General features: G+C 64.9%; 14 protein-coding genes. 6 read left to right on the top strand and 8 right to left on the bottom strand.

What is annotated here, in order from left to right; genetic code table 11:
* Positions 1 to 61: 61 nt before the first annotated feature.
* Both glpX and CH268_RS20810 read left to right on the top strand, forming a co-directional pair.
* A complete protein-coding gene (gene glpX / locus CH268_RS20815; RefSeq protein ID WP_027498135.1) occupies positions 62 to 1,102 on the top strand; it encodes a class II fructose-bisphosphatase in 1,041 nt (346 codons plus the stop codon).
* Positions 1,103 to 1,134: 32 nt separating this feature from the next.
* Positions 1,135 to 2,538: a class II fumarate hydratase gene (locus CH268_RS20810; protein WP_027498136.1), complete on the top strand. Its 1,404-nt coding sequence runs from the start codon at positions 1,135 to 1,137 to the stop codon at positions 2,536 to 2,538.
* Between the two features lie 153 nt (positions 2,539 to 2,691).
* Here CH268_RS20810 and CH268_RS20805 read toward each other — a convergent pair whose 3' ends face one another.
* A complete protein-coding gene (locus tag CH268_RS20805) occupies positions 2,692 to 3,549 on the bottom strand; it encodes an acyl-ACP desaturase (protein WP_032381336.1) in 858 nt (285 codons plus the stop codon).
* A gap of 129 nt (positions 3,550 to 3,678) precedes the next feature.
* Between CH268_RS20805 and CH268_RS20800 the strand changes: the two genes are divergently transcribed.
* Together CH268_RS20800 and CH268_RS20795 are read left to right on the top strand one after the other, a co-directional pair.
* Entirely contained in the window at positions 3,679 to 5,271 is a 1,593-nt protein-coding gene (locus CH268_RS20800; RefSeq protein WP_094665781.1) for a serine hydrolase, read from the top strand.
* Complete coding sequence (locus CH268_RS20795; RefSeq protein WP_255182467.1) at positions 5,268 to 5,675, top strand: limonene-1,2-epoxide hydrolase family protein; 408 nt, start codon at positions 5,268 to 5,270, stop codon at positions 5,673 to 5,675. Before CH268_RS20800 ends, CH268_RS20795 begins: the two co-directional genes overlap by 4 nt.
* Positions 5,676 to 5,728: 53 nt before the next feature.
* Here CH268_RS20795 and CH268_RS20790 read toward each other — a convergent pair whose 3' ends face one another.
* The 3 genes from CH268_RS20790 to CH268_RS20780 form a co-directional block, all read right to left on the bottom strand.
* Entirely contained in the window at positions 5,729 to 7,054 is a 1,326-nt protein-coding gene (locus CH268_RS20790; RefSeq protein WP_027498140.1) for a PhoH family protein, read from the bottom strand.
* Between the two features lie 428 nt (positions 7,055 to 7,482).
* Entirely contained in the window at positions 7,483 to 8,766 is a 1,284-nt protein-coding gene (glyA, locus tag CH268_RS20785) for a serine hydroxymethyltransferase (RefSeq protein ID WP_094665768.1), read from the bottom strand.
* Positions 8,767 to 8,829: 63 nt separating this feature from the next.
* A complete protein-coding gene (locus tag CH268_RS20780) occupies positions 8,830 to 10,026 on the bottom strand; it encodes a DUF885 domain-containing protein (protein WP_094665767.1) in 1,197 nt (398 codons plus the stop codon).
* Positions 10,027 to 10,152: 126 nt separating this feature from the next.
* On the opposite strand from CH268_RS20780, the gene coaA reads away from it, so the two are divergent.
* Positions 10,153 to 11,085, top strand: a complete 933-nt coding sequence (coaA, locus tag CH268_RS20775; protein WP_027498143.1) for a type I pantothenate kinase — start codon at positions 10,153 to 10,155, stop codon at positions 11,083 to 11,085.
* Positions 11,086 to 11,135: 50 nt separating this feature from the next.
* Here coaA and CH268_RS20770 read toward each other — a convergent pair whose 3' ends face one another.
* The gene (locus CH268_RS20770; protein WP_027498144.1) at positions 11,136 to 11,918 is read right to left on the bottom strand and encodes an isoprenyl transferase; all 783 of its coding nucleotides are present in this window, start codon (positions 11,916 to 11,918) and stop codon (positions 11,136 to 11,138) included.
* Between the two features lie 133 nt (positions 11,919 to 12,051).
* Here CH268_RS20770 and trhA point away from each other — a divergent pair, with 133 nt between their 5' ends.
* Positions 12,052 to 12,717, top strand: coding sequence for a PAQR family membrane homeostasis protein TrhA (gene trhA / locus CH268_RS20765; protein WP_094665766.1), 666 nt, complete (start codon positions 12,052 to 12,054; stop codon positions 12,715 to 12,717).
* Positions 12,718 to 12,753: 36 nt separating this feature from the next.
* On the opposite strand, the gene CH268_RS20760 is transcribed toward trhA, so the two are convergent.
* From CH268_RS20760 to mca, 3 genes are read right to left on the bottom strand one after another with little or no spacing between them, the layout of a single operon-like run.
* Positions 12,754 to 14,763: a thioredoxin domain-containing protein gene (locus CH268_RS20760; protein ID WP_094665765.1), complete on the bottom strand. Its 2,010-nt coding sequence runs from the start codon at positions 14,761 to 14,763 to the stop codon at positions 12,754 to 12,756.
* Complete coding sequence (locus CH268_RS20755; RefSeq protein WP_027498147.1) at positions 14,763 to 15,053, bottom strand: hypothetical protein; 291 nt, start codon at positions 15,051 to 15,053, stop codon at positions 14,763 to 14,765. Before CH268_RS20755 ends, CH268_RS20760 begins: the two co-directional genes overlap by 1 nt.
* Positions 15,050 to 15,925, bottom strand: a complete 876-nt coding sequence (gene mca, locus CH268_RS20750) for a mycothiol conjugate amidase Mca (RefSeq protein ID WP_027498148.1) — start codon at positions 15,923 to 15,925, stop codon at positions 15,050 to 15,052. The genes CH268_RS20755 and mca overlap by 4 nt, the downstream gene beginning before the upstream one ends.
* Positions 15,926 to 15,981: the final 56 nt, after the last annotated feature.

Genomic DNA, 15,981 nt, shown 5'->3' with positions numbered 1-15,981 from the left:
ATCACAGAAGTGAGATAATCCTGCCTGGGTAACACCCCACCAACCAGGAGGCTACAAACCGATGACGGCCAGCACCGAGTCCACTCGCGCCATGGCGCCAGATCGCAACCTCGCACTCGAACTCGTCCGCGTCACCGAGGCCGGTGCGCTCGCCTCGGGTCGCTGGGTCGGTCGGGGCGACAAGGAAGGTGGCGACGGAGCAGCCGTCGACGCGATGCGTCAGTTGGTCAGCTCGGTCTCCATGCGCGGCGTCGTCGTCATCGGCGAAGGCGAGAAGGACGAAGCGCCGATGCTCTACAACGGCGAGCAGGTCGGCAACGGAAACGGACCCGAGGTGGACTTCGCCGTCGACCCCGTCGACGGAACCACCCTGATGGCCAAGGGCATGCCCAACGCCATCTCGGTACTCGCAGTCGCCGAACGCGGCGCGATGTTCGACCCCTCGGCCGTGTTCTACATGGAGAAGATCGCCGTCGGACCCGATTACGCCGACGTCATCGACATCACCGTCCCCGTCGCCGAGAACATCGCCCGCATCGCCAAGATCAAGAAGGGTTCCGCCTCCGACGTGACGGTGTGCATCCTCGATCGCCCCCGGCATGCCGAACTGATCCAGCAGGTGCGCGACGCCGGATCACGCATCCGGTTGATCTCCGACGGTGACGTCGCCGGCGCCATCGCCGCCGCTCGTCCCGACTCCGGCACCGACATGCTCATCGGCACCGGCGGAACGCCCGAGGGCATCATCGCGGCCGCCGCGATGCGCTGCATGGACGGCGCGATCCTGGGCCGTCTGGCACCCACGGACGACACCGAGAAGCAGAAGGCCATCGACGCCGGCCACGACCTCGATCGCGTCCTCGACACCAAGGACCTCGTCTCGGGTGAGAACGTCTTCTTCACCGCCACCGGCGTCACCGACGGCGACCTGCTGCGCGGCGTCCGCTACGCGGGCGGCGGAGCACACACCCAGTCCATCGTCATGCGCTCCAAGTCCGGCACCGTGCGCATGATCGACGCCTACCACCGCCTCGAGAAGCTGCGCGAGTACTCCTCGGTGGACTTCGACGCCGACGAATCCGGCCAGGCACCGTCCTTCTGATCCCCGAAACCACGACTGGCAAAGTAAGGCTCATGACGCAGACAGACGAACAGCAGTTCCGGATCGAACACGACACCATGGGAGAGGTTCGCGTCCCCATCGACGCGCTCTGGCGCGCCCAGACGCAGCGTGCGGTGGAGAACTTCCCCATCTCGGGCCGCCCGCTCGAGCGCACCCAGATCCGCGCGATGGGCCTGCTCAAGGCAGCCTGCGCGCAGGTCAACAAGGATCTCGGTCTGCTCGACGGCGCATTGGCCGACGCGATCATCGCGGCAGCCAACGAGATCGCCGAGGGCAAGCACGACGATCAGTTCCCGATCGACGTCTTCCAGACCGGCTCGGGCACCAGCTCCAACATGAACGCCAACGAGGTCATCGCGTCGATCGCCAAGGCCAACGGCGTCGAGGTGCACCCCAACGACCACGTGAACATGTCGCAGTCCTCCAACGACACGTTCCCGACGGCCACGCACGTCGCCGCCACCGAAGCAGCCGTCACCTCCCTGGTGCCCGCGCTGCGGCACCTGCACGAGGCTCTGGTGACCAAGGCCACCGAGTGGAAGCATGTCGTCAAGTCCGGTCGCACCCACCTGATGGATGCCGTCCCCGTCACTCTCGGTCAGGAATTCGGCGGCTACGCCCGGCAGATCGAGGCCGGCATCGAGCGCGTCGAAGCCACCCTGCCGCGTCTGGGTGAACTGCCCATCGGCGGCACCGCCGTCGGCACCGGCCTCAACGCACCCGACGGCTTCGGCCCGAAAGTTGTTGCTGCTCTGGTTAAGTCGACGGGCATCGACGCCCTCACCGCCGCCAAGGATTCGTTCGAGGCGCAGGCCGCTCGCGACGGACTGGTCGAGGCATCCGGCGCACTGCGCACCATCGCAGTGTCACTGACCAAGATCGCCAACGACATTCGCTGGATGGGATCGGGGCCGCTCACCGGACTCGGCGAGATCGCACTCCCCGACCTGCAGCCCGGCAGCTCGATCATGCCCGGCAAAGTCAATCCCGTTCTCCCCGAGGCTGTTACGCAGGTCGCCGCACAGGTCATCGGTAACGACGCGGCAGTGGCATTCGGCGGCGCATCGGGTGCCTTCGAGCTCAACGTGTACATCCCGATGATGGCCCGCAACGTTCTCGAATCCTTCAAGTTGCTCGCCAACGTCTCGGTGCTGTTCGCCGACAAGTGCGTCGTCGGCCTCGAAGCCAACGTCGAGCACCTCAAGACCCTTGCCGAGTCCTCGCCGTCCATTGTGACGCCGCTGAACTCCGCAATCGGCTACGAGGAAGCGGCCGCAGTCGCCAAGCAGGCACTGAAGGAAAAGAAGACAATCCGCCAGACCGTCATCGACCGCGGACTGATCGGCGACAAGCTCAGCGAAGCCGAACTGGACAAGCGCCTCGACGTCCTCGCCATGGCGAAGGTCAAGGACTAGTTTCGCTGTTCTAACCGCCGGACCCGCAGGACCCGCTGCACCCTTGAACGCGCCCGCCCCCGGTTGGATCAATGTGGGTTTCAGTCACTCAGACTGCAACAAAGTCGCATTGATCCGACCGGGGGCGGGTCGCTTTCGAAAGGGGCCGAAACCTCAGGCCAGGTGCGCGAGTTCTTCGCGTGCCTTCAGGCCGTCCTCACCCAGATCGGTGCGGTCGAAGATCTTCCAGCCTGCGAGCAACGGCTTGAACACCTTGTCGCGTTCCTGGTCGGCATCGTAGATCCCGGCTTCGGCGAGGGCGGCGATGCTGCTGCCGCGGTCCGGAAGCTCGATCTCGGGGATCTTGAAGCCGTTGATACGGTCGGCCACTGCGCGCGCAGCCTGATCGGGTACGACAGCGAATGCCTCGTCGAGGATGCTGGCGAAGAATGCCGACTGCAGCTCGTCGTCGTCGGCGATTCTGCCGAGGATGGTGGCCAGCACCGGATCCTTGCCCAAAGCGATGGTGTTGCGGTTACGCAGGGCGGCGGCAGCTTCTTCGATGGCGAAGTGCGCCAGGATGTCGAGCAGCCGCTGGCTGGGCGCGTCGAATCCGAGGGTCATGTGTTCCATCCGGACTCGCTCGAGGGCGACCGGATCGACAGCGCGGGTGAGCACCAGGAAGTTGCGCAGCACGATCGACTGTCGGTTCTCTTCCGACGTCCAGCGGCCCGTCCACTTCCACCAGGCACCGAGGCCGGTGAGGGCGTGGGCCAGTTCCCGGTGGTAGGCGGGGAGGTTGTCGGCCACCAACACGCCCACCGTGGCGGACAGAATTTCGACGTCGCTCAGGTGCGACTGCTCGGGCGACCAATCCTCGCCGCCGAGGAACGCGAAGTTCTTGCCGTCGTCGAACGGCGCGAGCTCATGGGGGTGCCAATCACTCGCTGCCTCGATATGGCGTCGTAGATTCTCTTCGACCGCGGGCTCCAAACGGACCAGCAGATCACCGTCGGACAGGTTCGTAGACATGCGGTAACCGTAGCGCCTGCCGCCGAGCGTCCGACGTCGCGCCCCTGACCTCTGTGAATTCTCCTAACGCCAGGTCGTTGCGGGTCTATCCTCAGGTGCATCCAGTCATCGTCGTGAGGACTCCTCATGATGCGGTCGGGTCGAAATTTTATGTGTCTTTCTGTCGTGTGCTCTCTGGTTCTGTTGGCAGGGTGCTCCGAAGACGCACCCACCGCAGACAGTCCACCGGCGTCCGAGCCGGTGCCGACCGAGGATCTGTCGCCCGGCCAGGTTGCCGGCGTCGACGTTCCGGCCGGTCGCGTCGACGATGCGGTCGGCAAGCTCGACGGTATCGCCGACGAACTGATGGCGTCGTCGAACATTCCGGGTATGGCCATTGCCGTCGTGCACGGTTCCGACGTCGTCTACTCGAAAGGCTTCGGCGTTCGCGAAATGGGCAAGGACGACCCGATCGACGGCGACACCGTGTTCCAGCTGGCCTCGCTGTCCAAGTCGGTGGGTGCGACGGTGGTCGCGTCACAGGTGGGAGCGGGTGTCATCGACTGGTCGACGCCGGTGGTCTCCGAGCTGCCGTGGTTTGCGCTGGACGATCCGTGGGTGACTCAGAACATCACGGTCGGCGACTTCTACGCGCATCGAAGCGGACTCCCAGAGCACGAAGGCGATCTGCTCGAAGACCTCGGCTACGACCGCAGACAGATCCTCGAGCGCCTTCGGGAGATGCCCCTCGATCCGTTCCGATCCACGTATCACTACACCAATTTCGGGATCACAGCCGCGGCCGAGGCCGTCGCTGCCGCCTCGGGCAAGGACTGGGACACCCTCAGCCAGGACACGATCTACGGTCCGCTCGGCAGGACCTCGACCAGCTCGTCGTTCTCCGACTACATCGGCCGCGCCGACCGAGCGGTACCTCACGTCCTCGTGGACGGCGAGTATCAGGCCCGATACCAACGCGAACCCGATCCGCAGACGCCGGCCGGTGGCGTCAGCTCCTCGGTGAACGATCTCGCCAGGTGGCTGACGATGCTCATCGCCGACGGCACCCACGACGGGAAGCAGATCGTCGATCCCGACGCCCTCCTTCCTGCCATCAGCGCGCAGATCGTCTCGAGCCCGTCGACGACGGCGGATTCGCGCGCGGGCTACTACGGATACGGATTCAACGTCTCCACCAGTGCAGCCGGCCGCACGACCGTCAGCCATTCCGGGGCGTTCGCACTCGGGGCGGGCACGAACTTTCTCTGGATCCCGTCGCTCGACGTCGCCATCGTCGTACTGACCAACGCCGCGCCACTCGGCATCGCAGAAACGGTCACGGCCGAGTTCGCCGACCTCGTGCAGTTCGGCGAGGTACGCGAGGACTGGCGAACGCTGTACAAGAATGCCTTCGCCGGTATGAGCGAGCCGGAGGGCGAGCTCGCGGGGAAGACCGCTCCGACGAATGCCGCTGCGCCACAACCGCTCACGTCGTACACCGGGGTGTACCAGAACGCCTACAGGGGGCCGGCGACCGTCGCGGAGGTCGACGGGAGGCTGGTGTTGACCCTCGGACCGAACTCGACTTCCTACGAGTTGTCGCACTGGGACGGTGATACCTTCGCGTTCGAGCCGACCGGTGAGAACGCACCGGACGGAACGATTTCTCAGGCGACATTCGAGGGGAACACGGTCACACTCGAGTTCTTCGACGGCGATGGATTAGGACGGTTCACCAAGTGACTGACACCCGACAAGCAACCGACAGCGTGCAAAACCTGTTCGACGCGTTGAGGCTTCGCGAGACCGATCGCGCGCTGGCGCTTCTCGACGAGAAGATCGTGTGGCACAACGTCGGGCTTCCCAAGGTGCGCGGAATCTCCAACGTAGGCAGATTTCTGACGCTGCTGGCCAAGCCGGGTTACGGTTTCGACGTCGTCGTGCACAACATCGCGGCCGACGGAGATGTCGTGCTCACCGAGCGCACCGACGTCCTGATCTGGCGTCGGCTTCGTGTCGAGTTCTGGGTGTGCGGAACATTCGAGCTGCGCGACGGCAAAGTAGCTGTGTGGCGCGACTATTTCGACAACGTCGATTTCCTGAAAGGTGTTGCGCGAGGAGTGCTCAGGGCTGCACTCGGCCGGTGACCCATGTGAGTGGAACTTCGTAGCAGGCTACGAAGTTCCACTCACGAGGGGCGTCAGGCCCCTGACGGACCGAATTCCTCAAGCATTTCGGTCACCAGTGCAGCGATCGGTGAACGCTCACTGCGAGTGAGGGTGATGTGCGCGAAAAGCGGGTGCCCCTTGAGCTTTTCGATGACGGCAGCGACGCCGTCGTGTCGTCCGACCCGCAGGTTGTCTCGTTGCGCGACGTCGTGGGTGAGCACGACGCGTGAGCCCGACCCCAGCCGGGACAGGACCGTCAGCAGCACATTGCGCTCGAGTGACTGCGCCTCGTCGACGATCACGAACGAATCGTGGAGCGATCGGCCACGAATGTGCGTCAGCGGCAACACTTCCAGCATTCCGCGGGCGATGACTTCTTCCATCACCTCGGGGCTCGCGAGTCCTTCGAGGGTGTCGAAGACAGCCTGGCCCCACGGGCCCATCTTCTCACTCTCACTGCCGGGGAGGTAGCCGAGTTCCTGCCCACCGACGGCGTAAAGAGGCCGGAAGACAACAACTTTCCGATGTGAGCGACGTTCGAGGACGGCCTCGAGTCCGGCAGTGAGAGCCAGTGCGGACTTACCGGTGCCGGCCTTGCCGCCGAGCGAGACGATGCCGATGCTCTCGTCGAGCAGAAGATCGAGCGCCACACGCTGTTCCGCCGAACGACCGTGCAGGCCGAACGCCTCACGCTCGCCGCGCACGAGCTGCAGCTGCTTGTCGGGCGTGACGCGTCCCAGTGCACTCTGCCGTCCGGCAAGCAGTCGAACTCCGGTGTGACACGGCAAGTCTCGGGCCTCGACGAGATCGATGACACCGTCGTTGAACAGGGTGTCCACGGCGTCGGAGGGCACCTCGAGCTCCGTCATACCGGTCCATCCGGACGGCACGACGTCGTGAGCGTGGTACTCGTCGGCGGGGAGCCCGACAGCACCGGCCTTGACGCGCAGCGGGATATCCTTGCTGACCAGCACCACATCTTTGCCCTCAGCCGCCAGATTCAGGGCGCAGGCGAGGATTCGAGAATCGTTGGAGTCGGTACGGAATCCGACGGGAAGCACCGACGGATCGGTGTGATTGAGCTCGACTTGCAGTGTGCCGCCGGACGTTCCGATGGGGACCGGCTGATCGAGTCGGCCGAATTCTACGCGAAGGTCGTCGAGCATGCGCAAGGATTCCCGCGCGAACCATCCCAGTTCGTGATGGTGGCGTTTGCCCTCCAACTCGCTGATCACGATCAACGGAAGTACCACATTGTGCTCGGCGAACCGGATGACTGCCCACGGATCCGACAGCAGGACCGAGGTATCGAGCACGAATGTCCGAAGAGGGGCGGAAACGGAGCGTGAAGTGGTCACGTGGGGCTCCTACGTTTGCGCGGCACCGCGCAAACTCTGTCGCTCGGCCGGTCGGGTCCGATGTGTCAGGTGACACGAGGACCGGGTACCGGCCCTCTCGCGCTCACTAGCTCAGTCACGTATCAGAACCTCCCGCACAGGCAGCTTCCCCGCTGCCTGTTACTGCCGACGGTACCGCCGAAACTACTTGGGGGCGCGCTGGAAGTCTGGCGTGTCGGTGAACAACGCGTTACGGCCGATTCGCCCCAGGTCGGCGGGACGTTCGGTGCCGAGACCGCCCTCCCCCGTCGGATCAATGTGGCTTTGTTGCACTCAGATTGACTGATAGCCACATTGATCCGACCGGCGGCCAGCGTGAATGAACCACTGCAGACGTCTGAACGCTGCAATGGTCCATTGACGCGACCGGGGTGGGCAGGAAGCCAGGGTCAGCCCAGCAATCCCCAGTCTTCGAGGCCCTCGTACAGCGGCTTGCTCTGTGCCAGTTTCACGACGCGTTCTTTGAGGGCGTCGGTGGCCTGACCGGTGGCCAGGGCGGTTGCGATGATGTCGGCGACCTCGGTGAACTCGGCTTCGCCGAATCCGCGGGTGGCGAGTGCGCCGGTGCCGATGCGCAGGCCGGAGGTGACCATGGGCGGGCGTGGGTCGAAGGGCACTGCATTGCGGTTGACGGTGATGCCGACCTCGTGCAGGAGGTCTTCTGCCTGCTGGCCGTCGAGCTCGGAGTTGCGGAGGTCGACGAGGACGAGGTGCACGTCGGTGCCGCCAGTGAGGACGGACACGCCCTTGTCGGCGACGTCGGCACCGGTGAGACGCTCGGCGAGCAGCGACGCGCCGAGGAGGGTCCGTTCCTGGCGTTCCTTGAACTCGGGCGTTGCAGCGATCTTGAAGGCGACGGCCTTCGCGGCGATGGCGTGCATCAGCGGCCCACCCTGCTGGCCGGGGAACACTGCGGAGTTGAGCTTCTTGGCCCATTCCTTCTTGGCGAGGATGATGCCGGAGCGCGGTCCGCCGAGGGTCTTGTGCACGGTGGAGGACACGACGTCTGCGTAGGGCACGGGTGAGGGGTGTACGCCCGCGGCGACCAGTCCGGCGAAGTGTGCCATGTCGACCCAGAGCAGTGCGCCCACTTCGTCGGCGATGGAACGGAACGCAGCGAAGTCCTGGTGGCGCGGGTAGGCCGACCAGCCGGCGATCAGCACCTGGGGCTTGGCGGCGATGGCCTGCTTGCGCACCTCGTCCATGTCGATGCGGTGATCTTCTTTCGACACCCCGTACGACTCGACCTCGTAGAGCTTGCCCGAGAAGTTGAGCTTCATGCCGTGGGTGAGGTGGCCGCCGTGGGCCAGATCGAGGCCCATGATCTTGTCGCCCGGGTTGATCAGCGCCATCAGTACCGCGGCGTTGGCCTGCGCACCGGCGTGCGGCTGCACGTTCGCGAACTCGGCACCGAAGAGTTCCTTGGCGCGGTTGCGCGCGAGATCCTCGACGATGTCGACGTGCTCGCAACCGCCGTAGTAGCGGCGTCCCGGGTAGCCCTCGGCGTACTTGTTGGTCAGGACGCTGCCCTGGGCCTGCAGAACCGCGCGGGGCACGAAGTTCTCCGAGGCAATCATCTCGAGGGTGTCGCGCTGACGTCCCAGTTCACCTGCCATCGCCGCGGCGACCTTGGGATCGAGCTCGGCCAGTGACAGGTTGTTGACGTCAGTCATAACAGGAGTCTCCAAGGGACAGCAGAGTAAGGGGGCATCAATAAACAACGGACCTGGGCCAGTTTACGAGACGCGTACTGCGCCCGGTGTCAGTGGCTCGTCGAGCAGTCTGCCGAACAGCTGTGCCCGCTCGCTGGCGGTCTCACCCTGGTCCAACCAGCCGGCGAGAAGCTTGTAGCCCTCGACGTAGGTACTGATGTACGCCCGCCACAGCGGCGAGGACAGAAAGCGCAGACTGTGCCGTGCGCGCTGCGGCGAGGCCAGCGACCATCGCTCCAGGTAAGCGGCCACATCGTCCTCGCTCTTGTGCTGATCGTGCAGCAACAGCGCGGCGTCCTGGCGAACTCCCAGCAGCTGGCTCGACGCCGCCGAGAGTCGCTCGGCCTTGTCGCCGTCGAATCGCAGTCCGAGGTCGGCGTAGATTTCCTGCGCCCACGCGCCCCAGCCTTCGCCGACGATCGCCCCGAGAGCGTGGTCGGCGAGTCCCTCGGCCATCAGGCACTGCGGAGTGTTGACCACGAACAACGTCTGCTCGAGTTGTCCTGCGCCGACGAGCCCCGTCTCCTTGCGACAGTGCTCGGTGTGGTGGCCGGGGTAGGACTCGTGCGCGATCAGGTGGGGCAAGTTGGCCATCTGCTGTTCGATGTCGGAGTTGATCGCGACGGTGGACTGGAAGTTGCCGAGGTAGTAGTTGAAGCCGGACCACGGCTTGTCGCCGACTACCTCGTACGTCACCTTCTCGTTCTCGGGCAACGAGTATTCGGCGCGGACGCGGTCGCGCAATGCGGACGAGAACGCCTCGACGCAGTCCTGCAGTCGATCCGCTGGAATGACGTCGGCGCGGCGGTGGGCTATCAACCGTTCGCTCAGCGAGCCGGGTCCGGGGAGCACCTCGTCCATCTTGCGATGCGCCAGCAGGTACTGGTCCTGATCCCCCGGTGCGATTCGAACGTCGAAGTAAGCGTGGACCTCGTCGACGAAGCCGATGTTCTCGCCTGCGAACTTGCGCGCGGAGCATTCCAACGCCCGCAGGTGGACGTCGAGAAACGTCCGGCGTTCCGCTGTCAGTTCGACGTTGCCGAGCTCGGCGCGCAGTGTCTGCGCTCGACGGACGAGCTCACGCGGCTCCGGTGCCGGGGCGTTCTCGGTGATTCGACGCAGTTCGGGATCACCGGTGTACGCGTCGACGAAACCGTCTTCGAGTCGGTCGAAACTCAGGCCCAGCAACAGGTATTCGCGAACCAGGGAAGCAGCATCCATATCCGAACCCTAGTACGGCGAACGACCCCGCCCGTGCGCGGTGGACAGGCACCGAGCACAATCTGGAACCATGCGACTCGCGCCCGACAGGAGCACCGCCGAATCCTCAGCAGCTCCGATGCTCAGGTGGCGTGCGTGAGCGAGTCCAGTCCGTACGTCGAGTTCGACCGTGTGCAGTGGCGCACGCTGCGTCAATCCACACCGCTGGTACTCACCGAGGAAGAACTGGTCGGCCTGCGCGGCCTCGGTGAGCAGATCGATCTGGACGAGGTGGCCGAGGTCTATCTGCCGCTGGCCCGGCTGATTCATCTCCAGGTGGCCGCGCGCCAGCGGTTGTTCGCGGCAACGGCCACGTTCCTCGGTGAGAAACATCCCGATCGACAGGTTCCGTTCGTCATCGGCGTAGCGGGCAGCGTCGCGGTCGGTAAATCCACCACTGCCCGTGTGCTGCAAGCACTCCTGGCCCGGTGGGATCACCATCCCCGCGTGGACCTCGTCACCACGGACGGTTTCCTGTACCCGACGGCCGAGCTCATGCGTCGAGGGATCTTGCACCGCAAGGGCTTTCCCGAAAGTTACGACCGACGCAAGCTGCTCAGGTTCGTCACCGAGGTCAAGTCCGGAACCGAAGAGGTGGGCGCGCCGGTCTATTCGCACGTGTCGTACGACATCGTCAAAGGCCAGTACCACATGGTTCGCCAGCCCGACATCCTGATCGTGGAGGGGCTCAACGTACTCCAAACCGGACCTCGGCTGATGGTCTCGGATCTGTTCGACTTCTCGATCTACGTCGACGCTCGGATCGAGGACATCGAGAGCTGGTACGTCAAACGATTCCTGGCGCTACGCAAGACCTCGTTCACCGACCCGTCCTCGCATTTCCATCACTATGCAGGACTGTCCGACGATCACGCGCAGATCGCGGCCGAGGATCTGTGGCATTCGATCAACCTGCCGAACCTGGTGGAGAACATTCTGCCGACGCGTCCGCGAGCAACGATGGTGCTGCGCAAGGACAACGACCACGCGATCAACCGGCTGCGCCTGCGAAAGTTGTAGGTCCAGGTCGTGAGTGGAAGTTCGTAGCAGGCTACGAAGTACCGCGCACGTCAGATACCGAACCGACGGTGTCGTGCGGCGAAGTCGCGGAGTGCGCGCAAGAAGTCGACGCGGCGAAATTCCGGCCAATAGGCCTCGGTGAACCAGATCTCCGAATATGCGCTCTGCCACAGCAGGAAACCGGACAGCCGTTGCTCTCCCGAGGTGCGGATGACGAGATCGGGATCGGGTTGACCCGAGGTGTACAAGTGACTGTCGATACCGTCGACGTTGATGGAGGCCACCAACTCGTCCCCGGTGATGCCCTCGGCGATCTTCTCGGTGACCAGAGACTGCACGGCGTCGGCGATTTCCTGACGCCCGCCGTATCCGACGGCGACGTTGACGTGTGTTCCGGTTCGGCCCTCGGTGCGCGCAGCCGCCTCCTTGAGCCGGCGTGAGGTCGAAGCAGGCAGCAGATCGAGAGTGCCGACGAGTTTGACACCCCAGTTCATCTCGGGTCCGCAGATCTCCTCGACGACGTCGGTGATGATGTCGAGCAGCGAATCGAGTTCGTCGGCATCCCGTCGGAGATTCTCGGTCGAGAGCAGATAGATGGTGGCCATCTCGATTCCGGCAGCGTCGCACCAGCCGAGCATCTCGGCGATCTTGAGCGCCCCCATGCGGTGGCCGTGCGCGACGTCGGTGAACCCGTTCTCGCGTGCCCACCGCCGGTTGCCGTCACACATCACCGCGACGTGCCGCGGGTGCTGCACACCCTCGAGCTGACTCAACAAACGCCGCTCGTACACGTTGTAGAGAACGCCGCGCACCTTCTGCGGAATGATCACCACTACTTCGTCACCGCTGCTCTCATCACCACGGAGGATCACCTTACGCCGACGTCTTCGAGCGGGCGGCCGGTACAGTAGCGTCCGAACCTACGGTTGCGTAGGTTCACTACGGCGGAACGGGAGGTCATCTTTCATGACGATGTTCGGACTGGACGAGATACCCGTCAAACCACGCATGCGTGGCTGGATTCACCTGTACGCCTTCGGCGTCGCGGTGGTGTGCGCGATCACCCTCGTCACGATGGCGTTCAGCCTGATGTCGGTCAGTGCAGGCCTCGCGACGGGCATCTACTCGATCACCGTGTGCGGGGTGTTCGGCGTCAGCGCCACCTATCACCGCGTGCACTGGAAGACCACCGCGTCGCAGATCTGGATGAAACGCGCCGACCACTCGATGATCTTCCTGTTCATCGCCGGTAGCTACACCCCGTTCGCCGTACTGGGTCTGCCGGCCGCGACGGGACGAACTCTGTTGATCGTCGTGTGGATCGGAGCGATCTGCGGGGTGGCTCTGAAGATGCTGTGGCCCACCGCTCCCCGCTGGGTCGGGGTACCGCTGTATCTCGTGCTCGGCTGGGCCATCGTGCCGGTCGCTCCCACCCTGATCGAGCACGTCGGCTTCGCACCGTTCCTGCTGCTGTTGGTCGGCGGCATCTTCTACAGCGTCGGGGCCGTCCTGTACGCCACCAAGTGGCCGAATCCGTGGCCCACGACATTCGGCCATCACGAATTCTTCCACGCAGCAACGGTGTTGGCGGCAATCTGCCACCTCGTGGCAGTGTGGCTCGTCCTGTTCTGACGACGCGTCGGAAGGCGGAACACCGCGTCGGCGACGTCACTTCCGCAGGACGGCCGCCAGATCCTCGACCGACGTCACAGGCCGGTCGCAGACGAATCCGCGACACACGTACGCCGTTTCCTGCCCGTCGACGGGCGGTCGGCCCGTCAGCAGCGCAGACGAGTCTGCGGAGCCTGCGACCACCACGGAACCTCCTGGCGCCAGCGACCGCGCGGCGGCGAGCAACTCACCGCCCGGTGCGAGCGATACGGCGATCTGAATGGGGCCGCGCACCGACGCCTCGGCCACGGCCAGCCAGTGACCACCCGACCTCGGGGCGCGTTCGAGGATGGCCGCCGCTCGTGCGAGCGAGGCAGCGGCCAGTTCGGCGTACCGTGCGGACGATTCGTGATCGACGAGTGCGGCGGCGGTGAGCAGCGCCTCGGCCATCGTCGACGCTCCCGACGGAGTCGCACCGTCGATCGGATCCCGCGGCCGGGTCACCAGGGTCTCGGCATCGTCGGCGGTGTCGAACCAGCTGCCGGCGTCGTCGGGATCGGCGAAGTGCTCGATCGCAGCGTCGAGGATCGTCGTCATCCGCCGGGTCCAGACCGCGTCGCCGGTGGCCTGGAACAGCGTGGCAGCGGCCACGGCGAGGCAGGCGTAGTCCTCGAGCACTCCGGTGGCCTCACCCACTGCGCTACCGAGGGACGCCCGCCGGACACGTCCCGATTCGACGTGAGTGGCGAACAGTTGCTCGCCGCATTCGACGGCGGCGTCGACCCAGGTCGGTTCGTTCGCGCCGGTTCCGGCCTCGGCCAACGCGGTGATGGCCAGTGCGTTCCACGCGGTGACCACCTTGTCGTCTCGACCGGGTTGCGGCCGCGACGCTCGAGCCGCCGACAACGCGTTCCGTATGCGGGCGAACCGGTCGTAGTCCTCGGGCTCGGCGGGCAGTTGCAGCACGGACATACCGGCCTCGAACGTGCCGGCGGAATTCACCGCGAACAGACCCGCAGCCCATACACCGTCTTCGAAACCGAGGGTGTCGACCAGTTGCTCCGGCGTCCACACGTAGGTCAGACCTTCGACTCCTTCGGTGTCGGCATCGAGCGCCGACGCGAAACAGCCGTTGGCCGTGCGCAATTCACCGAGCATGAATCGTGCGGTATCCGACGCCACCCGACGCACCAGCGGATCGTCGTCGACCCGGGCGGCGTGGGCGTAGAACCGCAGCAGCAGCGCGTTGTCGTAGAGCATCTTCTCGAAGTGCGGGACGATCCATTCGGCGTCGACCGAATACCGCGCGAAGCCCCCGGCGAGTTGGTCGTACATGCCGCCGCGCGCCATTGCCGACGCGGTACGTCGAACCACGTCGAGAACCTCACCGTTGCCGGTGCGCTCGTAGTGCCGGAGCAGACCCTCTAGCAGTGCACCCGGCGGAAACTTCGGTGCCCGGCCGAAGCCGCCGTAGGTGGTGTCCTCGTCGGCGCAGACCGCCGCGACGGACGCGGCCAGAAAATCGGCGTCCAGCGATCGTCCGCCGGCCGGAATTCCGGAGCTCTGTTTGCGCAGCTCGGTGACGATGGCCGCGGACGCGTCGAACACCTCCTGTCGCCGGGTGGACCAGGTGTCGGCGATTGCGGTCAGTAGTTGTTCGAAGGAGGGCATCCCCTGGCGCGGGGCCGGTGGGTAGTACGTCCCGCAGTAGAACGGTTCGGTCTCGGGTGTGAGGAAACAGGTCATCGGCCAACCGCCCTGACCGGTCATCGCGACAATGGCGTTCATGTACACCGCATCGAGATCGGGGCGTTCTTCCCGATCGACCTTGATGCACACGAAGTGCTCGTTCATCAGGGCCGCGGTGGCCTCGTCCTCGAACGATTCGTGTGCCATGACATGACACCAGTGGCACGCCGAGTACCCGATGGACAACAGGATCGGGACATCGCGATCACGCGCGGACTGCAGTGCCTGCGGTCCCCACTGCTGCCAGTGCACCGGATTGTCGGCGTGCTGACGCAGATACGGACTGGTGGATTCGCCCAGCGTGTTCGCGTCGAGCATCAGGGTTCGTCGGAGACAGCAGGTTTGTCGGAGACAGCGGGTTTCGGACGGCTGGTGTCCGGTTGTGGGCTCGGCGTGATGCCCCCACGATCGGTGCCCTCGTCGAGCGCCTGATCCAGCGTGGGATCTTCTTTCTCGAACGTCGCGGGCAGACGCTTGATCTTCTTGTTCATGGACCAGATCAGCAGCGCCGTTCCGACCAGCAACGCCACGAGGATCACCAGACCGATCGGCGAGGACTTGCCGAACTCGGGCCCCGTGGGCTGCTGGGCGAGGATCGACACGATCATTGTTCGGTCTCTTCTATTCCCGCGAACAGGTCGGTCTCGGGCAGTGACGTGGTCACGCGGGTGCGGGCGAGCTCGAACTCCTCGGTGGGCCACAACTTGCGTTGGACGTCCACCGGCACCGCGAAGAACGCTCCGTTGGGATCGATCTGCGTCGCATGGGCTCGCAGTGCGTCGTCGCGCTGCTCGAACCAGGTGCCCACGTCGACCTGCGTGGTGATGCGCTCCATGATCTCGTCGCGCTGACCGTCCCACCGCTTCAGCCAGTCGACGAACGGGCTTTCCTCGCCGCGATCGATGAACCAGTCGTGGAAGAGCTGCATGCGCTTACGCAGGAAACCGTGCGAGTAGTAGAGCTTGAGCGGAGTCCACGGCTCACCCGCATCGGGGAAACGCTCGGGATCGCCCGCGGCTTCCCACGCGGCCATCGAGACCTCGTGGCAGCGGATGTGATCGGGATGCGGGTAGCCGCCGCGTTCGTCGTAGGTGGTGATGACGTGGGGCTTGAAGTCTCGAACCACCTTCACCAACGCCTCGGTGGACACCTCCAACGGCACCAGCGCGAAGCAGCCCTCGGGCAGCGGCGGCAGCGGATCGCCCTCGGGGAGTCCCGAGTCCTCGAATCCGAGCCACGTCTGCTGTACCCCGAGGATGCGCGCGGCCTCGGCCATCTCCTCGCGTCGAACCTCCCTGATCCGTTGGTGGACGCCCGGAATGTCCATCGCCGGATTGAGGATGTCCCCTCGCTCGCCGCCGGTGAGCGTGACGACCAGAACGTCGTGCCCTTCGGCCGCATAGCGGGCCGTGGTCGCAGCACCTTTGCTGGACTCGTCGTCGGGATGGGCATGCACTGCCATGAGCCGCAGTCCGGACACGTTCTTCCTCACCTCGGATTCGCCTTGTTCTTGCCTGCCCTATAGTTCCACCTGAC

The organism is Rhodococcus sp. 06-1460-1B (genome assembly GCF_002258475.1).
Classification (GTDB): Bacteria; Actinomycetota; Actinomycetes; order Mycobacteriales; family Mycobacteriaceae; genus Rhodococcoides; species Rhodococcoides fascians.
This window is presented reverse-complemented; position numbering and strand designations above follow the sequence as displayed.

Coding starts and splice junctions, on each gene's coding strand:
- glpX (WP_027498135.1), top strand. CDS start 62: ATGACGGCCAGCACCGAGTCCACTCGCGCCATGGCGCCAGATCGCAAC.
- CH268_RS20810 (WP_027498136.1), top strand. CDS start 1,135: ATGACGCAGACAGACGAACAGCAGTTCCGGATCGAACACGACACCATG.
- CH268_RS20805 (WP_032381336.1), bottom strand. CDS start 3,549: ATGTCTACGAACCTGTCCGACGGTGATCTGCTGGTCCGTTTGGAGCCC.
- CH268_RS20800 (WP_094665781.1), top strand. CDS start 3,679: ATGCGGTCGGGTCGAAATTTTATGTGTCTTTCTGTCGTGTGCTCTCTG.
- glyA (WP_094665768.1), bottom strand. CDS start 8,766: ATGACTGACGTCAACAACCTGTCACTGGCCGAGCTCGATCCCAAGGTC.
- CH268_RS20780 (WP_094665767.1), bottom strand. CDS start 10,026: ATGGATGCTGCTTCCCTGGTTCGCGAATACCTGTTGCTGGGCCTGAGT.
- trhA (WP_094665766.1), top strand. CDS start 12,052: ATGACGATGTTCGGACTGGACGAGATACCCGTCAAACCACGCATGCGT.
- CH268_RS20760 (WP_094665765.1), bottom strand. CDS start 14,763: ATGCTCGACGCGAACACGCTGGGCGAATCCACCAGTCCGTATCTGCGT.
- CH268_RS20755 (WP_027498147.1), bottom strand. CDS start 15,053: ATGATCGTGTCGATCCTCGCCCAGCAGCCCACGGGGCCCGAGTTCGGC.